This is a genomic window from Serratia sp. 121840015-1 (assembly GCF_053627655.1).
This window is the reverse complement of the sequence record NZ_JBSEYF010000015.1, coordinates 1-20,107: the sequence shown is the minus strand read 5'-3', so window position 1 is coordinate 20,107 and position 20,107 is coordinate 1. Positions and strand designations below refer to the sequence as shown.

General features: G+C 48.1%; 15 protein-coding genes and 9 pseudogenes. 16 read left to right on the top strand and 8 right to left on the bottom strand.

The window, feature by feature from the left end:
* Positions 1 to 76: 76 nt before the first annotated feature.
* Positions 77 to 535 (top strand): annotated as a pseudogene (locus ACUXAC_RS26580) (IS3 family transposase); the annotation flags it as partial.
* A gap of 61 nt (positions 536 to 596) precedes the next feature.
* On the opposite strand, the gene ACUXAC_RS26575 reads toward ACUXAC_RS26580, so the two are convergent.
* Both ACUXAC_RS26575 and ACUXAC_RS26570 read right to left on the bottom strand, forming a co-directional pair.
* A complete protein-coding gene (locus tag ACUXAC_RS26575; protein ID WP_454267132.1) occupies positions 597 to 1,310 on the bottom strand; it encodes a hypothetical protein in 714 nt (237 codons plus the stop codon).
* Between the two features lie 768 nt (positions 1,311 to 2,078).
* A complete protein-coding gene (locus tag ACUXAC_RS26570; RefSeq protein ID WP_454267131.1) occupies positions 2,079 to 2,696 on the bottom strand; it encodes a riboflavin synthase subunit alpha in 618 nt (205 codons plus the stop codon).
* Between the two features lie 287 nt (positions 2,697 to 2,983).
* On the opposite strand from ACUXAC_RS26570, the pseudogene ACUXAC_RS26565 reads away from it, so the two are divergent.
* The 3 genes and pseudogenes from ACUXAC_RS26565 (at position 2,984) to ACUXAC_RS26555 (ending at position 4,262) form a co-directional block, all read left to right on the top strand.
* Positions 2,984 to 3,780 (top strand): annotated as a pseudogene (locus ACUXAC_RS26565) (IS5 family transposase).
* A gap of 124 nt (positions 3,781 to 3,904) precedes the next feature.
* Complete coding sequence (locus ACUXAC_RS26560; RefSeq protein ID WP_454267136.1) at positions 3,905 to 4,036, top strand: DUF4354 family protein; 132 nt, start codon at positions 3,905 to 3,907, stop codon at positions 4,034 to 4,036.
* Positions 4,002 to 4,262: a DUF4354 family protein gene (locus tag ACUXAC_RS26555; protein ID WP_454267134.1), complete on the top strand. Its 261-nt coding sequence runs from the start codon at positions 4,002 to 4,004 to the stop codon at positions 4,260 to 4,262. The genes ACUXAC_RS26560 and ACUXAC_RS26555 overlap by 35 nt, the downstream gene beginning before the upstream one ends.
* A gap of 59 nt (positions 4,263 to 4,321) precedes the next feature.
* On the opposite strand, the pseudogene ACUXAC_RS26550 reads toward ACUXAC_RS26555, so the two are convergent.
* Positions 4,322 to 4,856, bottom strand: a pseudogene (locus ACUXAC_RS26550) (recombinase family protein).
* A gap of 148 nt (positions 4,857 to 5,004) precedes the next feature.
* Here ACUXAC_RS26550 and ACUXAC_RS26545 point away from each other — a divergent pair.
* Positions 5,005 to 5,505, top strand: coding sequence for a DUF4158 domain-containing protein (locus tag ACUXAC_RS26545; RefSeq protein ID WP_454267129.1), 501 nt, complete (start codon positions 5,005 to 5,007; stop codon positions 5,503 to 5,505).
* A gap of 264 nt (positions 5,506 to 5,769) precedes the next feature.
* Entirely contained in the window at positions 5,770 to 6,573 is an 804-nt protein-coding gene (locus ACUXAC_RS26540; protein ID WP_454267128.1) for a methylenetetrahydrofolate reductase, read from the top strand.
* A 540-nt stretch (positions 6,574 to 7,113) separates the two neighbouring features.
* Here the strand turns inward: ACUXAC_RS26540 and ACUXAC_RS26535 are convergent.
* Entirely contained in the window at positions 7,114 to 7,302 is a 189-nt protein-coding gene (locus ACUXAC_RS26535) for a transposase (protein ID WP_454267126.1), read from the bottom strand.
* A gap of 222 nt (positions 7,303 to 7,524) precedes the next feature.
* Between ACUXAC_RS26535 and ACUXAC_RS26530 the strand changes: the two are divergent.
* The 3 pseudogenes from ACUXAC_RS26530 to tnpA form a co-directional block, all read left to right on the top strand.
* Positions 7,525 to 7,901: pseudogene (locus ACUXAC_RS26530) on the top strand (transposase); the annotation flags it as partial.
* A pseudogene (locus ACUXAC_RS26525) lies at positions 7,890 to 8,102 on the top strand (ATP-binding protein); the annotation flags it as partial. The pseudogenes ACUXAC_RS26530 and ACUXAC_RS26525, both read left to right, overlap by 12 nt.
* Before the next feature lie 364 nt (positions 8,103 to 8,466).
* Positions 8,467 to 8,903 (top strand): annotated as a pseudogene (gene tnpA, locus ACUXAC_RS26520) (IS200/IS605 family transposase).
* An 85-nt stretch (positions 8,904 to 8,988) separates the two neighbouring features.
* Here tnpA and ACUXAC_RS26515 read toward each other — a convergent pair.
* The 4 genes and pseudogenes from ACUXAC_RS26515 to ACUXAC_RS26500 form a co-directional block, all read right to left on the bottom strand.
* A pseudogene (locus ACUXAC_RS26515) lies at positions 8,989 to 9,935 on the bottom strand (omptin family outer membrane protease).
* A 112-nt stretch (positions 9,936 to 10,047) separates the two neighbouring features.
* Positions 10,048 to 11,014 (bottom strand): annotated as a pseudogene (locus ACUXAC_RS26510) (ExeA family protein).
* Positions 11,004 to 12,666, bottom strand: a pseudogene (locus ACUXAC_RS26505) (IS481 family transposase). Before ACUXAC_RS26505 ends, ACUXAC_RS26510 begins: the two co-directional pseudogenes overlap by 11 nt.
* On the bottom strand, positions 12,650 to 13,204 hold the full coding sequence (locus ACUXAC_RS26500; RefSeq protein ID WP_454267125.1) for a recombinase family protein: 555 nt from the start codon (positions 13,202 to 13,204) through the stop codon (positions 12,650 to 12,652). Before ACUXAC_RS26500 ends, ACUXAC_RS26505 begins: the two are co-directional and overlap by 17 nt.
* Positions 13,205 to 13,667: 463 nt before the next feature.
* On the opposite strand from ACUXAC_RS26500, the gene ACUXAC_RS26495 reads away from it, so the two are divergent.
* The 7 genes from ACUXAC_RS26495 to ACUXAC_RS26465 form a co-directional block, all read left to right on the top strand.
* Positions 13,668 to 14,414 (top strand): hypothetical protein, encoded by a 747-nt coding sequence (locus tag ACUXAC_RS26495; RefSeq protein WP_454267124.1) that lies wholly within the window; start codon positions 13,668 to 13,670, stop codon positions 14,412 to 14,414.
* Positions 14,415 to 14,426: 12 nt separating this feature from the next.
* Positions 14,427 to 15,626, top strand: coding sequence for a hypothetical protein (locus tag ACUXAC_RS26490; RefSeq protein ID WP_172690033.1), 1,200 nt, complete (start codon positions 14,427 to 14,429; stop codon positions 15,624 to 15,626).
* A 443-nt stretch (positions 15,627 to 16,069) separates the two neighbouring features.
* Positions 16,070 to 16,834, top strand: a complete 765-nt coding sequence (locus ACUXAC_RS26485) for a tyrosine-type recombinase/integrase (RefSeq protein WP_454267122.1) — start codon at positions 16,070 to 16,072, stop codon at positions 16,832 to 16,834.
* A gap of 171 nt (positions 16,835 to 17,005) precedes the next feature.
* Positions 17,006 to 17,629, top strand: a complete 624-nt coding sequence (gene parA / locus ACUXAC_RS26480; RefSeq protein WP_033641516.1) for a ParA family partition ATPase — start codon at positions 17,006 to 17,008, stop codon at positions 17,627 to 17,629.
* 2 nt (positions 17,630 to 17,631) lie between these two features.
* The gene (locus ACUXAC_RS26475) at positions 17,632 to 17,874 is read left to right on the top strand and encodes a plasmid partition protein ParG (RefSeq protein ID WP_033641514.1); all 243 of its coding nucleotides are present in this window, start codon (positions 17,632 to 17,634) and stop codon (positions 17,872 to 17,874) included.
* Positions 17,875 to 18,561: 687 nt separating this feature from the next.
* Positions 18,562 to 19,002: a hypothetical protein gene (locus tag ACUXAC_RS26470; RefSeq protein ID WP_454267121.1), complete on the top strand. Its 441-nt coding sequence runs from the start codon at positions 18,562 to 18,564 to the stop codon at positions 19,000 to 19,002.
* A gap of 91 nt (positions 19,003 to 19,093) precedes the next feature.
* Positions 19,094 to 20,107: ParB/RepB/Spo0J family partition protein (locus tag ACUXAC_RS26465; RefSeq protein WP_454267120.1), on the top strand; the 1,014-nt coding region annotated here is incomplete at its 3' end.

Here is a 20,107-nt window from a genome sequence, read left to right as displayed (position 1 = left end):
AGAGCCGGATGCGCTGAAAGGTGCACGTCCGGTTCGGGGAGGAGAGGCAGGGAAATAGTCCGACTACGCCCTGCCTCTTACTCTACTCCGGACCTGGCAGGGATGGTTGTATCTGGCGGTGGTTATCGACCTCTTTGCCCGTAACGTGGTGGGTTGGTCGATGAAGCCGACCCTCTCACGCGAACTGGCACTGGATGCGCTGATGATGGCAGTCTGGCGACGTAAACCGGACAGCGAGGTCATCGTGCACTCAGACCAGGGCAGCCAGTACGGCAGCGACGACTGGCAACGGTTCTGTCGGGCCAATAACCTGGCACCCAGTATGAGCCGGCGTGGCAACTGTTGGGATAATGCGGTGGCCGAATCGTTCTTCAGTTCACTGAAAAAAGAACGCATCAGGAAGAGAATATACAAAACCCGGGATCTGGCCCGGGCGGATATCTTCGATTACATTGAAGTGTTCTACAACCGGGCCCGGCGTCACAGTCACCTTGGCGGCGTCAGTCCGGAGGCCTTTGAACGGGCCTCGTCGTGAGGACAGGATATGTCTACGGTCGTGGGGTCAGTCCAAAGCATGCAATAGCGACTTTTTATCGTTATTTTATTAAGACTTTTTCAAAGGTATGTATGCAACTATTTTCATAGGATGGGCTTGGATGCCATTCACCATCTAGCAGTACAATATTATTGATGCCAAATGCGGATAAGCCATCAATTGAATAGCTCCATCCTTTGCAATTTTTATTATGTGATTTCAGCATCTCAAGGTAATTATCTGCCGTTAGCCCATAAACTGTAGATAGTTGATTTACTTTGATTTTGTTGAAAAAATTATTTTCTAATTTAATTAGTTCGATAAGCGTCTGAATAAATCTTTTTCTATCGCCCTGCTCTTTAGGAACAATATCATCACTAAACTGCTGGGTCGCACCGCCATGCCATCCCAGTTGACTTCCCTTGGACAGGTACTTTGTACTTCCGGCAGGGAAAATGTAGTTTGCACATGAAGAAAAACAATAATCCTGAACCTGTACGTTCCACTTCTTGTCGAACACCAATTCGCCTAACTTCATGCCAGGAACGATGTCACCTCCACGGCTATTAATTACTAATGTTGTCGTGTAGTTATTTGATAAATCCTGGACTTTTTTTAACCCAGACTCACTAACATCACCGGAGTAGAAAATTTTCTCATCAGAATAAAAAACTTTTGGCTCATTCTCTTTTATATTGAAGTGACTATTATCATCACATGCCGATAAAGCCATCGAGATTACAGAAAGTGAAAGTAAAATGAATTTTTTAGACATAATTTGATCCCTCAAATTTTAGAATGATTTGTACTTTACAGTAATTTTTCTGTCATGACTAGGGGGTACAAAATAAAAATGATGTTGCTGGTGAATTTTATTCTTTTTTTTAATGTTTTATGACCTCTTGGATACCACGTTCTGATTGATTTTTATCAATTCTTTTGAATCGGCATAATTGAAAGAATCACTTTTTAAAATTTTACAGGTTCTTAGAAAATGACTTTATACAACAACCCAGTTACACAATTTGATTCAATACCCTTAAGGCTTGTTAGCTTATAAGTAGAATGATATGAGAAATAAGTGGTTAATATGTTGTTAGTGATGAATTTAATTTACAAGCCAAAGGAAATGAAGCCCTTTGTACCTAGCCTTATAAAATTGCTACTCGCAATGGTATCGATGGGAACGAAAGAGACATGAGTCAATTCGTTATGTAAGAAACTGGAGATACCATAAAGAACGCTGTGCTTTCATATTTCCCTACTTTATCAACAGGAAGCATAAAGCAACAAAAATAGGATGTTTTTGTGTCGCAGTGATAATTCTGAACAAGTTTGCTTTTTAGGTGACCCTGGTAAACTACTGATGTCAGATCTTAAATTGAAAATCGTTATAATTATATGTTATGTAATGAGCGAATATTTCGCAAATAAATACCTGTAGCTGTATATTTTTTCACTGTAAATATCTACCCCCTACCCATGCATATATTTATTTTTTTAAGGTTATTAGCAGCATAAAAACGGGAGGGGATTAATAATTTTATAATCCTCCGTTAACCATAGTGCTAGATATGACATCTACCATTACTCTTGTCATATGGTCAACTTCAATGTTGATATTGTCTCCAGGCGATAACTGACCGAGATTAGTCAAGCGTAAAGTTTCTGGAATAAGATTAACGCTGAGTTGATTATTTATTCGATCAACACTATGAACCGTCAGACTGGCACCATGCATTCCTATAAATCCCTTATCGAAGAAATAACGAACTATGTCCTCTGGAAGTTCAAGCCTCATAGTGGCTGTTCCTCCTCTCTGTTCCACACATAGAACTGTTGCAATGCCTCCAATGTGGCCATAAAGACTGTGACCTCCATTTTCATTACTTGGTTTATGTGCGCGCTCGACGTTAACCTCATCCCCTGCTTTTAGAACCTTCATAGTGGTCAGTAAACTGGTTTTATCAGAGATGTCAAATGTGACGTAAATATCATCAACCGAAGTTAAAGTGAGACAAGTTCCATTTATAGACACACTCGCCCCGACAAATGCATCAGTGAAGAATTCTTTATCATTGCTCAGTGTGAGCGTTTTGAATCCATTTCTTGGAATAACTGATATAACTTTTTCAGTGCCTTGTATAATCCCGGTATACATAGATTTAAACTCCTTCGATATCATAAGGACATGTTTTTAAAACGTCGGACATGCTTATTTTTTCCTAAAAACCAATGTTATCTAAGTCAGCATATTATTTATTGCTTAAGAATTTAGCATCTTTCCATGAAGATATCAACCATTGAAAAATTAATTCTACATTCGAAAAAACAGATTAAATAATTTCTGTAATATGTAAGTTTCATTAAACTTTCCTAATGCGTATCAAAACCTATCCCAAAAGGAATGGTTGGATAATAAATAATAAAAATTTCTGAGAGCGAAACATGGCAGGCAACAAGTGGCAGATCAGTGATGAACTCTGGGATAAAATGGCTCCACTCATCCCGGAACATACAACTCAGCACCCGCTGGATACGCATCGCAAACGCGTTAGTAATGGCGCTGCAATGAACGCCATTTTCTTCGTGCTCAGAACGGGTTGCCAGTGGAATGCCCTGAATGCCACTGGCATTTACTCATCAAGCTCAGCTCACCGCCGCTTTAAGAAATGGCGGGAGGCCGGAGTATTTGAACGCTTCTGGCAAAACGGGTTGCTTGTCAGTGAGAGTCTGGATGCCATTAACTGGTCATGGTTGTCGATGGATGGTTGTATGACCAAATCCCCACTTGTAGGCTCAAAAAAATAGGTCGCAACCCGACTGACCGGGGAAAACAGTGCGTAAAGCGGAGCCTGATGGCCGACGCGAACGGACTTCCGCTCTCGCTGGTTGTCGCAGGGGCAAATACCCACGACATAAAGCTTGTTGAAGATACACTTGACGCGCTACAGACAGGCAGGCTGGATCGCAGGCTGATGGACAAAGGCTATGATGCTGCATGGCTGGAAATCTGTCTGAAAGCACGGCGTTATGAACCTCATATCCAATAGAGAAAAGAGGAGTCTGAGGCAATTTAAAAGAGCGACTTAAAGGCTCACCGTTGGGTTGTGGAAAGAACGCATAGCTGGATGAATCGATTTCGCCACGTACAAACACGATGGGATAAGAAGGTCGAGAACTACGAGGCTATGCTGCATTTTGCTTGTAGCATTATTTTTTGGAAAAAAATCCTTTTGGGATAGTCTCTTAAAAATGGTTTAGTTTTAGTTCTGTATTAGTGTTAGGAATATGCATCTTGCATGCTGCAGTAATCCAGACAACTAACTTACAAAAAGGAATTGATATGAAGATTTCCGCTATCATTGTATCTCTAACTCAGGCCTGTTTTGCTGTGTAGCCAATGAGTCTACTCCTAGTAATGTCGCCGTATATGCTACTGAAAAATCTCAGGGGTCTATATCCATTGGCGATAATACCATATTACACCAAAACCTTTGAGGTTTCCCTGGCACAGTTATCAGCTGATACCACAACTTTATCAAAGTTTTGCAACAAGGCTTACTCTCCAGACAAGAAAGAATATAAACTCGATACTGTTGATGAGATTTTAACCTCTTGTTCACTGAAAGAATATAAACCGGTTAAGGGAATCGCTTTTTTTTCGTCTGAGAATAATAACGTTTTCAAAGCCTCCCTGGTAAAGGTTTCAGACGATTGTAAATAACCTGATAAAGCAGCTTTCGGGCTGCTTTATCAGGTTTAGATTTCCAAAATTAGGATATGTTACAAAATTAATCGGTAAACTGTTGGGCGTGAAACTGAAAATAGTTCCGCCAGATCGCTGATCGAGTACTGGCCAGTTTCCCGCATACGGCACAGCTCTTTTTGTTTTTTTTCAGACAGTTTTGGCTGCTTCCCCTTCAATTTTCCTTTCGACCAGACAATCGGTATAACTTTGTGAGTCCGCAGGCGTATCAGGTCGCCTTCTAATTGGGCATAAGTGGCCAGCACATTGAAAAACATTTTCCCCATTGGGGCGGCCGGATCTTAGAAGCCCCCCCCTCTGGTCATAATGGAATCGGCGATCTTATGCGCATCAGGGAACTAACGGGCTAGCCGATCAAGTTTCGGTACCACCAAGGTATCTCCGCTACGAACGCAGCCAGCGTCTGATTCAATCCAGCCATTGCTGGTTTGAGCCGGTCAACCCTTTATCGAGGTCAATCAAGTCAAGGAAGATGCTGAGTCTGACCAGCACTTCCTACTGGTCGGTTAAATCTTGCTTTTCAGTAGACCATCGGGCGTAGCCAATGCGTATTCATCCATAATAGATGTGTACGTTTAAGCGGCTGTGAAAGAAGTTGATACCGTATCTGATATATGAGACAACTTCAGCAGTGATTTTCACAGGGATATCAGAATTAATTTTTGCCGTCCGTCTTAAGGACATTATTTTTGGAGTCAGGATGACAACTTGTAGCCAAGCAACAGTCAAAAATGAAAGATTTGCGGTTTTAAACAGTGCCGAGCAGGAAGCGCTGTATGCTCTCCCGGATTTCGATGATGCTCAGAGACTGGAGATTCTGGCATTCAATGAATCCGAACTGGCGCTGGCCTGCAGCTGTCGAGCGCTTCACGCGAAAATGTATTACATCATTCAGATTGCATACTTTAAAGTCAAGCACTTGTTTTTCCGCTTCGGGTGGGATGAAGTTCCGGACGACTGCAGCTTTGTCCTGAGTCATTATTTTCTCGAGGTATTACTTCCTGACAAAATACCCACTAAGCAAGGGAGCTATGCTCAGCGGGAAAAATCTGCGCGCTGTATGGTTAACGCCGGTGGTCATCTTCGCTGTCTTTACACCTTAAGCAACAGGTCGACCACATTGTTCACCGCGATGTCGCTCTCGCCTTTGTTATTTGGATCAACGTGCATAAAACATCCGCTTCGTCTGAAAAACCATTAAGGAGCTTGTGATCCGAGCTCTTACTGATGAAAGACGATTTCTGGGGTGAATTCTGGCGGAGTGGCTTGATGAAACCACCATCGATAGTCAGGCTGATACTGTTTGACATGACGTGCGTTGAGGGCTGTCTATCCTAAGACGGGACGTACGTGACTTGGGATGTCGCCAAATGATGTAGGAACTAGAAAGTCTGAGGTTACGATGTAGAAACCCAATAACAAAATAGAGCATTCACTAAAATAATTTATCTAGAGGATATGTTAGATGAATAAAAAGATTAGTTTCGAGATAAACGCAATTACCAACCAAAATAGCAGAGCGAAAGTAGAAGCACTTATCAATCTCACGGATGTACTAAATCCTATATACTATTCAGTAAACACGGAAATTGGTACGACAACCTGGAAAGATACTTTTAACACTTCTTTACTGCTAAAAAATCTGACAAAAACTACTATTATCCCACATGTTGCCATAAACAATAAAGATGAATGTGAACTTAACTATATTGCGGAGCAATACTTAAACGCGGGCATGGACACGTTTTTTTTAATTAGAGGGGACAAACACACCATAAGTCAGTTAGCAGCCTTTAATTACAGCATTGATTTAATCGAGTATTATAAAAAAAATTTTGAGGGGATCTCAATAATTTCAAGCTGTTATCCTGATTTTCATAAAGAAACGAAATCACTAAATGAAGAGGTTTTCTGGTTAGATCAGAAGCATCAACTCGGCGTAAAGGAATTCATTTGCCAGTTTTGTCTAAATAGCGATGCTATACAAAACTTAAAAAACTCACTTAATAAAACAATCACTTTAACCCCCTCGCTATTCCCAATGAAAAGTTTTAGTTTTATTGAAAGGTTCACTAAAGAAAATTCCATTGACTATCCTTTATGGATAAGAAAAACCATTAATAATTCAGAGAAGCCAACTTCTGAATTTTTAAGTATAAAAATAGTGAAAGCCATGGTTAATAAATATCTGGAAGAGTTTAATAGATTACACTTCTTCACATTAAACGATATACACCAAATAGAGCGAATTTTTTTTGACGCTGATTAAAATAAATATTCCACCTGACGAGACAGAAACTCTGTCGGAGCCATTGTGTTCCGACAGTGCCACATACTAGTGGCAGACAATGCCTGCGATCTGCCGTTCCGGCACGACGATAACACAGCCGCCGCAGGAGACAATTTACAGCATAGTTTATGGTTAAGAATCTGTGGTCACTCCCGTTTTTGCAACACCTATATTTTAGGCTTGCATTAATATATCCGGCATCTGAATAGACACTACGTCTGTGTCCGATAAACTTAAAAACTCTCTCTTAACCACAGGTTATTCATCAGGCCGCTTGGCTGCTTATATCATTAGTAATCAGCATTCGCAAAACCAGGTAATTTAATATCTAATAGTTAAAATCCTCGACAGTTATGATTTAAATAGCTAATCCCTGATAGTCAGTGTCCATACTATCCTGGCCAAATTATTTGCCAGAATGAAGATGATTATAGAGTTAATTTTGTGGGGTAAAATGTTATAGACACAGTCGGCAATTTGGCCGACTCGATGTTCTAGCGTACTTAGACATACTCTGGCTCAGTGTACCAACAATGTTCTGAATTTTTTGTTGCCACGTTTACTGATCTCCAGCAATGTGGTTAGTTCCTCCATGCCGTGTTGCCTTGGAACCAGACCTGTTGCCGCTGAAAAATCTCGGCTGCTTCCATACTGTTTTTCATCGCCTAACTGAATGGAAAGCAGACATGCAGTCAGGGGGCGACGCAAGGGAGCGTCAGTAACTGCTGACCAATAGTATATTCATACTGCGGTATCTCCTTCTGTTGTACCAGTGCATCACCGCGATAGTGGCTTAGCTGCGCAGCCGCCACCGGTGAGTGTTTCAGGTTGCGACCCAGGTATTTCACGCTGCGTAAGGTGACTTGCTCCCCGTTGATTAATACACCGTGATGTAAGTAATGTCTTCATAAGCCACATGAGGACATCCCCATGAAGAAGCGTTTTTCCGATGAACAGATCATCAGTATCCTCCGCGAAGCTGAAGCCGGGATTTCTGCCCGTGAGCTCTGCCGCAAGCACGCCATTTCCGATGCCACCTTTTATACCTGGCGTAAGAAGTATGGTGGTATGGAGGTGCCCGAGGTTAAGCGCCTGAAGTCGCTTGAGGAAGAGAATGCCAGACTCAAGAAGCTACTTGCCGAAGCCATGCTGGATAAGGAGGCACTTCAAGTGGCTCTGGGGCGAAAGTACTGACGACAGAGCAGAAGCGGGAAGCTGTTGAGTTTATGAGTGATGCGACCGGTCTGTCTCAACGTCGTGCCTGCAGACTTACAGGTTTGTCCCTATCGACCTGCCGCTATGAGTCAGGCAGCGTGATCCTGACCAGCAACCTGCCGTTTACGCAGTGGTCCGTAACGTTTGGTGATGACGAGGCGCTGACGTCAGCGATGCTGGATCGGCTGCTTCACCATGCGCATATCGCGCAAATCAGCGGCCAAAGCTATCGACTGAAAGATAAGCTGAAAAGCGGTCAACTCCAGAAGAAAACGAAAGCAGCAATGCTCTAATAATTCAAAGGGGGTGGGTCAGTTTTACTTTGGCAGGGTGGGTCAGAATTCGATCGGTATTTGTAGCGGCTCGCGTTTGAAAACCCCCATGCTCGCGTTTATCTTTTCATGCTCGCAATCATCCTTCCCGTGCTCACAATATCTGCAAATCAAAATTCACCTCCCGACGCCACCCATCGTTCTTTTTGGGTATACCACAACAAGACAAATCATGAGACACATAAATGTCTCATGATTTTTTGATTGTAAGCCTTAAACCACCTCCTAAGGAGGTGGTGACTGAACCTGTGAGGCTCTAGCCTGAAGGAAACCCATGCCGGAATATTCCAGCTTATTCACCACAAGTAAGAAGGAAATCACCAACATGGGTTTATACAGGAGTTCATCATATGTGTTCTGGCGTTGCAAATACCACCTGGTTTGGACGCCGAAGTATCGATTTAAAATCCTCCGCGACAAGGTGGGCAAAGAGCTCTACCGAACAATTTATATCCTCTGCAACATGAAGGACTGTGAAGTTCTTGAGCTAAATATTCAGCCAGATCATGTGCATCTGTTCGTGATAGTCCCCCCGAAGCTATCGATTTCGACGTTGATGGGCGTCCTGAAAGGACGCAGTGCAATCCGGCTTTACAATCGTTTCCCACATATACGAAAGAAGTTGTGGGGCAATCATTTTTGGGCAAGGGGATACTTTGTCGATACGGTAGGGTAAACGAAGAAATTATCAGGCGATACGTGAAGCATCAGGATAAGAAGGACCAAGAGATCGAACAGCAGATGGAGCTGTTGCAGGATTAACTCGAAAATGGCCCCTTTTAGGGGGCGTCGTGTAAAGCCACCTCCTCAGGAGGTGGTCTTTTACATCCGGATATTAACCGCCCACTCAGAAGCGATACTGCAGGCCCGCTGTTAGACTATAGTTTTTATTTTCTATGCCTGCTGCATCGCCGCCCAGATGGTCTGATTCGCCACTCACACGGTCAATTATCTCCGTCCCTCCTTTACCCTGGGAGTATTTGCTCCAGGTAAACTCGGTAAATACTTTGGCATTAGGGGTGACGTAATAACCTACATCCACCGAGGCCGAATAATAGTTGGAGCCGCTGGTCTTTTCACGGAAGGTCAAATCACGCATATAGTGTTCATCGTTGTCTTTGGCTTTAACCCAGGGGCTGAACTTCAACAACGCGTTAAACTTGATATCCCGGTACCGATAGCCGCCAGCCAGACCGACGTACGGCATACTGAATTTTTGCTGGTAGCCAATGCCGCGTTCTCCGCGAGGAAAATCGCCGACGTAATTGCCATTATCATACTGGAAGTGACCGCCAAAAGCCGTCCAGCTAAAACGGGTCTGCTGGTAACCAACTACCGCGCCTATTTTATAATCAGGGCGTTTTACCAGCCAGGCTTTGGCATTGACATCAAATTCATTAGCATGATTAAGGCGGGTACTCGGACTGTTTGACCAGTGAGTCCAATGTGACTGACTGGCATCCAGCCAGTCATAATCATCCATTCCAGATCCACTGGAGGCCAGTGTAGTCCAGCCCCTTGCATTCAGCGTCAGCCAGAAAAACGGATCCCAGGATATATCGCCTTTAATGATGGCCGTATTGTTGATCTTCCAGTTGAGCTCGCTGATTTTTCTGCCTGTATGGGCTTCATAGACATACTCTTTGGACTCGCCGCAAGCCAACCCAGCGAGGTGCTGACAGTTACGCTATCGGCATCAAAATTAACCGCGTAAGGTCCTTTCTCATTTTGAGCCAGGGCGATATTAGTCGCCGTCAAACCTAAAATACCCAATGCTATCATGTATTTATTCATTATTAACCATTCCTTTGACAATAGATGAGGATCTGATTTCAGATCGGTCAGATCTGAAAGCAAGTAAGTTGCCTCTGGCACTGGCGAAGGCAACTTACTTGCCTGTAAACCATCAAATTGGCAGCCCGATGGCCAGCAGCCGGTCCCGAAATTCTGACGATCGCACCGGGTCGAGCTGATTGTTGAAGAAGGCCCGGATTTCCGCCGGCCTGGCGTCAAACAGTTCCACCATTTCTTTCAGACGATATCCATGACGCGTCAGGGTCGGCTCAAGGTCGTTCAGCTGCCGCGAGAGTACCGACTCAATCAGCGATGCCGTTATCGGCTTCTCTCCGGTCTGATAACCGGCTTCCATGGCCAGCGTCAGTGCAACTGGATCTGCAATGGCGTGCGCAGTTTCTCAGCAGCAGTTCGATGGCTTCGGTCGTCAGGATATCTTCCGGTTTGCAGTGTTCCACGCAGGCACTGAGCAACCAGTGAATATATTCCTTCTGGCTGCCGGAGATGCCATCCAGGGTAAAGATATCGGTACGGTAGCCAATTTCTTCCATGGTCGGGCGGCGCAGATCGTTACGCAATTTGGGGTGACCGGCCAGCACGACTGACAATCGGCCCCCGCCATCCTCCACGGTTTCCATCAGTCTCTTGAGTCCGATAAGCGTATGACCGTTCAGGTCGTGCGCTTCATCGACAAACAGCGCAACCGGGCGTTTGCCCTTCTTTACCAGTTTCTGCAGTTCCCGCTCACGACGCTCGCCCTGTTTGGGGATTTGGACCACCTTGTCCTGAGTCAGATCGTAAAAGAGCACGTTGATCAGCGTGGCAAGTTTAATGTTCTGCTTTTCTACCGACAGCGACCTGGCCACGATGACTTTCTTTTCCTCTCTGAGGAGTTGCTGCAGTCGGCGAAGCGTGACGGTTTTGCCGCTGTCCACCACGCCGCAGAAGGCAACCAGACGACCTTCTTCAATGGCGCCACGGATATCCTTGATAAGTTGCTTATGGTGGGTGATTTCATAATAGCCGGCCTGTGTAACAAGCTGCGTCAGCCCATAATGCTCCATTACCTCAACCCGCATGGTCTGCTCCTGATAATCGGTTGCGGAAGTGTTCCCTGATACGGGCAAGGACCTCTCGGCGGATCAGCGTTTGCGTCAGAACGCCATCGATAAATGCCCGGTTGTCGTCCGAGAGTTTGGCCAGCGGCGTTGCCAGGTCATCGGCAATGGCCAGCTTGGCGGCGATAACCGTCGGAAAGACGTATTCAGACTCCGTGGTATCAAACGGCTGGTGTTTTAATTCGTCGACGGATTGGGGACTGTTGATCAGGTGAAGATCACTGCCGGACAGCGCGCTGATGGGGACATTCAGCAGGACGGCCAGGGAATGGATACGATCCGACCGTTCGGCCGTTTTCCCCCGACGAAATGTCCGATACTGGTGAAGGGGTACGGGACCCGACACCGGGAAATAGGGGCCCCAGGCTTCATTCATGGTCGAACTCCACGAACATCTCGTCGTCAAACAGGCCCCATTGAAGAATAACGGTTTCGCCGGCCATATCCGGTTCAACTTCATAGACGGTGCCGTCGACCGTCACGCGGGCATCTCCCCCAACTTTGCGAGACTCCGGTTCACGGGCAAAGCGGCGGTACTGCTTCCAGGTACACATATCCCGCACTCCTTCTGGCGGTAAATTCGCCACCCAGTCTTCGATGTGGGAGCGCTTCTCGCTGCGGTGGCGCTGGTTGTTGTACTGCGTCAGGTAACGCCAGAGCCATTCGTTGGCCTGGTGCTCGGTTTCCGGCTTATGGAAGTGGTAAAGGGTTTCATGCGCTTCCTTGACTGTCCGGAATGGGCGCGCAACCTTGCCCTTGGCGCGAGCCGTGGTGCGGGTGCCGTCCTTGCCGGCGGGGGTATGTGTTTGCCAGTCAATATGCAAATCCCGCATCACGTTACTGAATACCCGGCTTTTGGCCACGGGGCCGTTGTCGAGATACAGCATTTTCGGGCGTCCCTGCAGATGAGGTTCCGGAAGCGATTTTGGTGCCATGGCATTGAACAGAAAGCGCAATGCCGATTCGGCGTCTTCACCGTAAACGCATCGATATTCCTGATAAGTGACGCCACTGCGATCGTCCACGACGCTGAATATCGTCAGCGTCGGTACGCCTTTGGCGGGATCAACCCATTCTGGACGTTCAATATGTTTGAGATCGTATGGAGACATATCGAACTGCCAGCAGTCATTGCTGTATTCCGCCTGAAACCTGACGGCCGGCGGTTCCCGTAATAAACGGGCCTGGTCGAGGCGAAAACGGGAAATGTAACGGTCCACCGTCTGACGATGTAGCAATCCTGGTGGCGCTTTGATCAGCCCCTGACCAACCTCGACCCCGTGCTCTTCGTGTAATTGTATCGCTCTGGACGTCGACAGGTGACGACCGGATTTGTTGGTGGTACGCAGTTTCAGGGCGGCAATAACCTCGCAATACAGCTCCAGCTCCGAGGTAGACAACACCCTGGGTTTGCCATGATCGCGTCGGTGGGCGGCATGCGGTTTCAGGTCACGCCGGAGAGCCCGATACACAGTGGTGGCTGAAACGCCGTACAGATCGGCGACAGACGCAATCTGAGCGGCCCGTTCAGGGCTTTTCGGGGGCAGAAGATCAAGCCGCTGCCGCAATTGCAGCAACGAATCCGCAGGGATAACCTTACGCCGGCTGGCCATAGGCATCCAGAGCCCGGTAGACCGATGCCCGACCAATCCCAAGCTTCCGGGCGATGGCGGTTGCCCCCATTTTTTTATCCACATAGAGGCGATGGACTTCGGCCGGATCGATGGAGGGCTTGCGGCCGCGGTAGACACCGCGCGCTTTCGCCGCCGCGATCCCCTCCAACTGACGTTCACGGCGCAGATTGGTTTCAAATTCGGCGAAAACACCCAGCATATCGAGGAAGGTTTTGCCGGCAGCGGTACGTGTATCGACAGGTTGTTCCGTCGCCTTGAGGGTGACGCCGTTCAGGTTCAGGGCAAAAACAATGTCCTGGAGGTCTTTGATGCTGCGGGCGAGGCGATCAATCCGCGTGACGGTAAGGGTATCTCCTGGTCTCAGAAAGTCCAGCAACAGTTGCAATTCGGAACGCCCCTTTCGGCTGGCATCACTGGCTTTTTCTGCACGAATAATTTCGCAACCGGCATCGCGCAGGGTTTGAGTTTGTAAGGCCAGGTCCTGATCGTTGGTTGAAACGCGGGCGTACCCATACATAACGGCCATATTTGCTTGAAATGTCTCATTTGCCTCTAGATGGACGAAAGCTAGCACGAGGATACATTGAAAACAACCCTAATGAGACGTAAAAAGCGTCTCATGGTTTTGTCTTGTTGTGGTATACTCAAAAAAAAATTGTGATGTCCAGAGGTGAATTTTGATTTGCAGTTAATGTGAGCAATAAAGCCGATAAACGCGAGCATGGAGGTTTTCAAACGTGTGACGCTAAACATAGCCGTCGTGACAAATCCAATTAGACCATCTGTGTTAGTCGACGCACAGCAGTAAATCGTACTCAACTTATTGAAGTTTGAGGATGCATAAGTGCTATGCATTTTAGTTGAGCATCACATGGCAAAAAGTGCGAATGATAATGATTATCATTCATTGACAGGGTGCAGCCGTTTAAGTAGAATACAGATAGCTGTTTATCTATACAGTGTTTTCAAGGAGTGGAGTCATGTCCGTTTTTAGTAGGAAACTATGTTATTTTCTTAGTATGCTGTTTTCTGGGGGAGTAAATGCCTATTCATCATTCGCCGATCCATTTTATTTCATCCCGTCACTGGCCGTCCAAGATGCAGCAACCTCAGCCGCTATTGAATCAGTTACCGGAAAGAATATTTATGAGGCTTATGCAAAAGGAATAATCAACGATCCTAGAGGTAAAGTGTCAGTACACCTTTGTAATGGGAAAGATGAAACTCTGAAAGAAGCATTAATCGGGGGGTGTTCATTAGTCGAAGATGTCTCAGTTTCAATATTGGACACCGAATATTATATTAAACGTGGAAACCAGCTGATAAAGATAGATATTAAAAAATCTAAAGATTTCATCACGGAAACTACGACACAGCGAGTAATTACAAAAGAGAATCCACTCATACAAAAACATCAGTGTAAAAATGGTCTTATGCATGATGTACCCACCTCGTGTTTCGTTTATAAAATGGCGCCTTTCATTTTTTCTAACTTATCACATAAGCAAAAAATAATTAAAGCATTAGAAAACCCCTGCGCCTCGTTAACACCATTAGAAAAAGCGCGAAAGATGAGTGGCTACCCGAATCCTAGAATACCTTTTTTAGCTGAATACGCTGAATCTTCGCGACACATACTTGATTGTAATAAAAATGCACCTGAAACATTTTCGACAATCGTTGACACTGACACACAGTCAGTGTTAGTCATTCGCAATAAAAAATAAGGAGATATTATTATGGCGGAACCCTATATTCGTGTTAACCAGTTTTTTGCCAATTCATCCGGTGACGGACAAAAGACGCCTTTGGGACATGTGAATTTTACCTTTATCGATGGCAATGGCATTAACAAAGGTACTTTTGGTGCCAATATGAAAACTGCAGATGGAAAACCCTCTGGCATTCATGAAGAAGAAAGTGACAACCAGCGCAGGATACAAATACTATCCCCACATGATTTCAAGCGGGTTAATATCTCAAAGCATGACTTCGATCAGGCTTTGGCTTTTGCCTCACAAGCAAACAGGGAAACCTTAAACGGTAACCTGAGCTATGCTCTTGCCTGTGGAAATTGCGTTGATTTCGGGATGCAAATATTTAACAAGACAGCACTGGGCCGTGCACAGTTGCCAAATTATCTGAAACCTCATACAGCACTGAGTATTTATGCGCACGCCAGCAACTTACTCTGTTCCGGAGACAGCTACCAACGCAAAGAAGTGGTCAGAGTGGCTATCACGGGTGACAAGTGGCGACCTCAACAGCTACCTGAATGGGCGCAGCCGTGTATCGATGCCAAGGTCAAGCAAACCATGGGTGTCGCCTATGAAAAGGGTTGGGGAGAATCCAACGATGCTTGGGACGTTATCAAGGCTGTGACATTAAGCCTGGGAACATGTGAAAAACCCGTCAAACAAATCGTTGTTCAATATATGGGGTTAATATCTCCTCTTGTGATTGACCTGGATGGTAAAGGAATCAAAACCACCTCCATTTTTGACCATTCGGTCGAATTTGATTTGTTGGGTGTAGGTTTCCCCGTGACGTCTGCATGGATTGAGCCTAATTCAGGGTTCTTGGTACTTAGTAAAAACCGGGATGAAACAGTCACTGACATTAATGATTTGTTTGGTGGCAAAGGTCGAATGGATGGATTCTATAAGCTGGCCGAGTTTGACACGTTAAGACGAGGCTTTATTGATAAAGATAATGAAATTTATGCGGACTTGCGTGTTTGGGTTGACAAAAATAAGGATGGTGTTGTCAATACAGGTGAGCTTTTCACATTAGCTGAGTTGAATATTGAAAAACTCTATTTAAACTTCGACATAGTAGACATCACTGATGTCAATGGTAACCTGCTTGGTGAGCGCTCAAAAGCATTGATTGATGGCGTTGAACATGAGCTGTCGGAAGTCTATTTCAAATACGCATAACGAAAATACCGTACCAGAAAATGAAGACATTTTCATTTTCTGGTATTGGTACCATCCACTCGTTTAAACAAGCAGTTATCTGTCAGGCTGAAGCTCAACTCTCTCCTGTCTGTGATTGGGCATTACCGGTAGACTCCCCAACCGCCCTGCCCGGCGGGCTCCCGGCCGATTTCCCCTTATGTCACAGCGGGTTAGGGACGGCGTTCGCGTTATGCCTGTCATGTCGGCGCCTCCCGGCGTCATTGATGATTGTGTTTTTTACGCACATTACGTTTTTTCCCCAATTTTTATGCGATGCTGTCCTGACCGATCACCGATTTATTCGGCTTCACGGCGCCGGGGCTGACGCGGCACAATAGTGGTCTGAAGTATGGCCTGGCAGGTTTGGTTGCGAGAAGGGGCTTTGCAGGCCGAAAATTGAGCAGGTAGCGGAGAATGAAAAATTGAGTATCATCCCCCTCGAGATGGGACAGATTTCACGTAGCGCGATCAGTCTGCCTGGCGGCTTCGCGCGCGCCGTGCGGCTGCGCGAAATGGCCCAGGCTGCCTCACTGGATGTGCCCCGCTACCTGCTGGCGCCGGAAATTGCGGTGCTGCTCGACTACCTGCCCGATCTGCGCCAGCGCATGCTGATCGAAACCCTGTGGAACACCGGCGCCCGCATTAATGAAGCCCTGGCGCTGACACCGGGGGATGTTTTCTTCAACGGCGATCTGCCGTTTGTCCGGCTGCGCACCCTGAAGCAACGCGCGCCCCGGCCGCGGCGCCGGCCGACCAAGGAAGAACAGCAGCGGCGTGAGGCTCCGTTCCGGGCGGTGCCGCTGCCGGATGCGGGATATGTGCGCCGGCTGCAGGGCTATTTTGCGACATTCAAGTTGCTGACACGCCGGGCGACGCCGATGTGGGATGTGGCCAGTCAGGAGACGCCGCGTAACTGGCTGCGGGCGGCGGTTCGCCGGGCCGCCCAGGATGGCGTGACTTTTTCGGTGCGCCCCATCACCCCGCACACGTTCCGCCACAGCTATGCGATGCATCTGCTGATGAACGATGTGCACGTCAAACAGGTCCAGGCGCTGATGGGCCACAAGCGCCTGGAAAATACCGAAATCTATACCCGGATCTTCGCCCTGGATGTCACGCCGGATCTGGCTTTCTCCCTGCCCGTTGATGAAGCGCGGGGGCTGCTGGCGCTCCCTTCTCTAAGATAACTCTCTGGTTTTACGATCAATCTCAAATACGATTTTACGGAAAAGCGTATTTGATGATTTCAGTATTGACCTTGCCCGTGCTTATGCATACACTGCAATTGAATCGTAATTGTTAGTTTGCAGAAATACGGTTTTACTGAAAATCGTAATAACTCATACCAGGAGTACCTGATGATTATCTCTGTACTGAACCAGAAAGGGGGAGTTGGCAAAACCACTCTCAGCGTCAATATTGCTGCCCGTCTGGCGGCGGATGGCGCACGCGTATTGCTGCTTGATGCCGATCCTCAGGGCAGCGCCCTGGACTGGGCGGCAGCACGGGAAGATGAGTCCGCTTTCCCGGTGCTGGGGTTGCCGCGCGCCACGCTGCACAAGGATATCGGCAAGTTCACCCAGGATTATGACCACATCATCATTGATGGCCCACCCCGCGTCACGGATCTGGCCCGTTCCGCCATTATGGCGGCAGACCTGGTGGTGATCCCTGTTCAGCCCAGTCCGTATGACGTGTGGGCGGCACAGGAAGTGGTCACATTGATCCAGGAAGCCAAGATTTATAAAGAAAACCTTAAATCTGTATTTGCGGTTAATCGTAAAATCGTAAATACTGCGATAGGCCGCGATGTGGGCGAGGCGCTGTCAACGTATGAAACGCCGGTGCTGAAGGCCACGGTTTCACAGCGCGTGATTTTCGCTGAGGCCGCTGCGGTCGGTAAAGCCGTCTTCGAGCTAGAGCCGGATTCGGCGGCGTCAAAAGAGATCGGCGCCCTGGTTAACGAAATTTTGGAGCAATAAGTATGAGTGGGAAAAAAGTGACTTTCGGTGCCAAGCCAACCAAACCTGCACCCAGTGCGGATGCCTGGGTGGAAAGTCGCGCTGTCGAAGAAGCACCACTGCAGCCGGTCGAGAAAATGAAGCGACTCACGATTGATATCCCGGAGAGCCTGCATAAGGCCATCAAGTCTGCCTGTGCCCTGAGGGGCACCAAGATCGCCGATGAGGTGCGCGAGCTGTTATATGATAAATACGGAAAAGAGTAATTCTGTATTTACTGTTTTACGATTATGCGATTTTAAGATTAAACGCTTTTGCGTTTATGGTGAGACGGTAGGGCAGGCAGGTTACGACTCATCATTGCTGTCGAGCCGTAACTCCCTGCGTACCGTTTGAAAGCTATCATTACGATTATCTGTATTTAATGAAAATCATATTTCTTTAAATACAGAAATCAGTAACGACTATGCCACTCGTGGGCGCTCCTCGCGCAAATCAATGTGCAGGCCCATCATGGCCATTGTGAGCCTCACCTGGACGGCGCTGGTGACGGCAACCAGGTTGGATAATTCGAGTTTTTGGCGTGCCTTCTGCATGTGAGGCGTTGTGCAGAACTGCGTCGTCGGTGATAACGCTCACTTCTACTTGTACTTTGCATATTTGGCGTAATTTGGGCGTCCGGGCGCGCTGTCGTGCTGCGCATGGCGTCGTCGAGCCGTCGCCACCCTTCGGGCGTCCATCGCTGACGCAACCCCGCTTGCAGCCGGCGATGCCGGCGCCGCACTCACTGTCCTGCAGCCAGGCTGCAGGACGCTGTTGACGCCCCTCCGGCCGCTGTCGCGCCGTCGTGTCGGGTTGATCCATATTCAACCTTCCAGGGTGCTTTAGCCGCAGTCAGTCTTCCCGCCGCAACTGATAACAGCACAACGCCTCGCTTAAACACCAAGGGGTGTATGAACTCCGCCAAAAACTTTTTCCTCCCTTCGTTCAAAAAAACTTTTTGTCTCCGCCCCTTGGTGCCGCTCATCGCCGTGCTGAATCAGTTTATTGCGACGGCGAATACTCACAGCGGCATCAGTTATCACCCCACGGAGGATTTCAACATGGCTCAACAAAACGTCCAAGGCGCGACAACGAAGCCTACAGCAGCATCTGCACAAACCAGCAGTGCCCTGACCATACCGCAGGTGTATGACCTGTTTTGCTATGTGAAGGCGGTGTGCGGTCGCTCGACCGGCACTATTGAACCGCCGGTCGTACCGGCAGGGGCGGAAGAGGTGTTTGCGGACTTTGGGGATTTCGACACCATTTCGGTGTGGATCGTCGGGGGCTGGCCGGTGGCTGCCAGCGATCAGATGACGATGACCCACTGGAGCATGAATTCAGGGCAATAAAAAAGCGGCATCGCTGCCGCTTTCTCACCGCCAGCGCGGAAACCCCATTTCTGACGCTGGCTCAACAGGCAATTATCAACGGAGATACACCATGTCTATGACTGAGTCTAAAGCACCAACCAAGGGCAAGACAACCCGTCTGGCCAAAACTACCAAGAAAAACGCGCTTACGGAAAAAATCGAGGCGGCGCTGGCCAAGGCCGTACGCAAAACCGCCACGCTTGGCCAGCTGGTGCTGACTGACCTGAACGTGCGTAAGAAAAAGTCCTCGCAGACGTCGATCGAGGGGCTGGCCGCTTCCATCCGTTCAGCCGGTCTGCTGATGAATCTGGTCGTGTTCGAGCTGGACGATGGCCGCTACGGCGTCGCCGCCGGTGAGCGGCGCACGCTGGCGCTGCGCTGGTTGATGTCACTTGAGAACGACGCCGACAAGACCACCCCGGACGGCATCGTGACCGACGACTACCCGGTTGAAGTGCTTGTCGTCAGCAAGGCGATGGCGCGCGTGGTGTCGATGATGGAGAACAGCCAGCGCGAGCAGATGCACCCGGCCGATCAAGTCACGGCGTTCCGCGACCTGTCGGCAGACGGTCAAACCCCGGCACAGATCGGCGATCTGCTGGGGTTCAGCACACGCCACGTTCAACGCTGTCTGCGTCTGTCAACGATGGCGCCGGTGCTGCTCGATGCACTGGCCGACGACCAGATCACCCTCGACCAGCTGCAGGCGTTGTCAGCCACCGACGATCATCAACGACAGTGTGACGTCTGGGAAAACGCGCACGGCTGGGCGGCTGCGCCGCAGCATCTGCGCGAGGCGGTGCTGAAAGGCGAAGTCTCGGCCAGAGACAACAACCAGCTGGCGTTCGTCGGGCGCGAGGCCTACGAAGCGGCAGGGGGCACCTTCAAATTCGACCTGTTTACCGACGAGGGCTTTTTGACCGAACCGGCGATGCTGGAGCGTCTTGCCCGTGAAAAATTGCACGCGCTGGCGCAGCAGGTGGCCGAGGACGAGGGCTGGAGCTGGGCGGAAGGGCGCATTTCGGCCATTAAAACGTGGGGGGAGGATGCGGAGATTTACCGCGAGCTGGCCGAACCTCAGCCG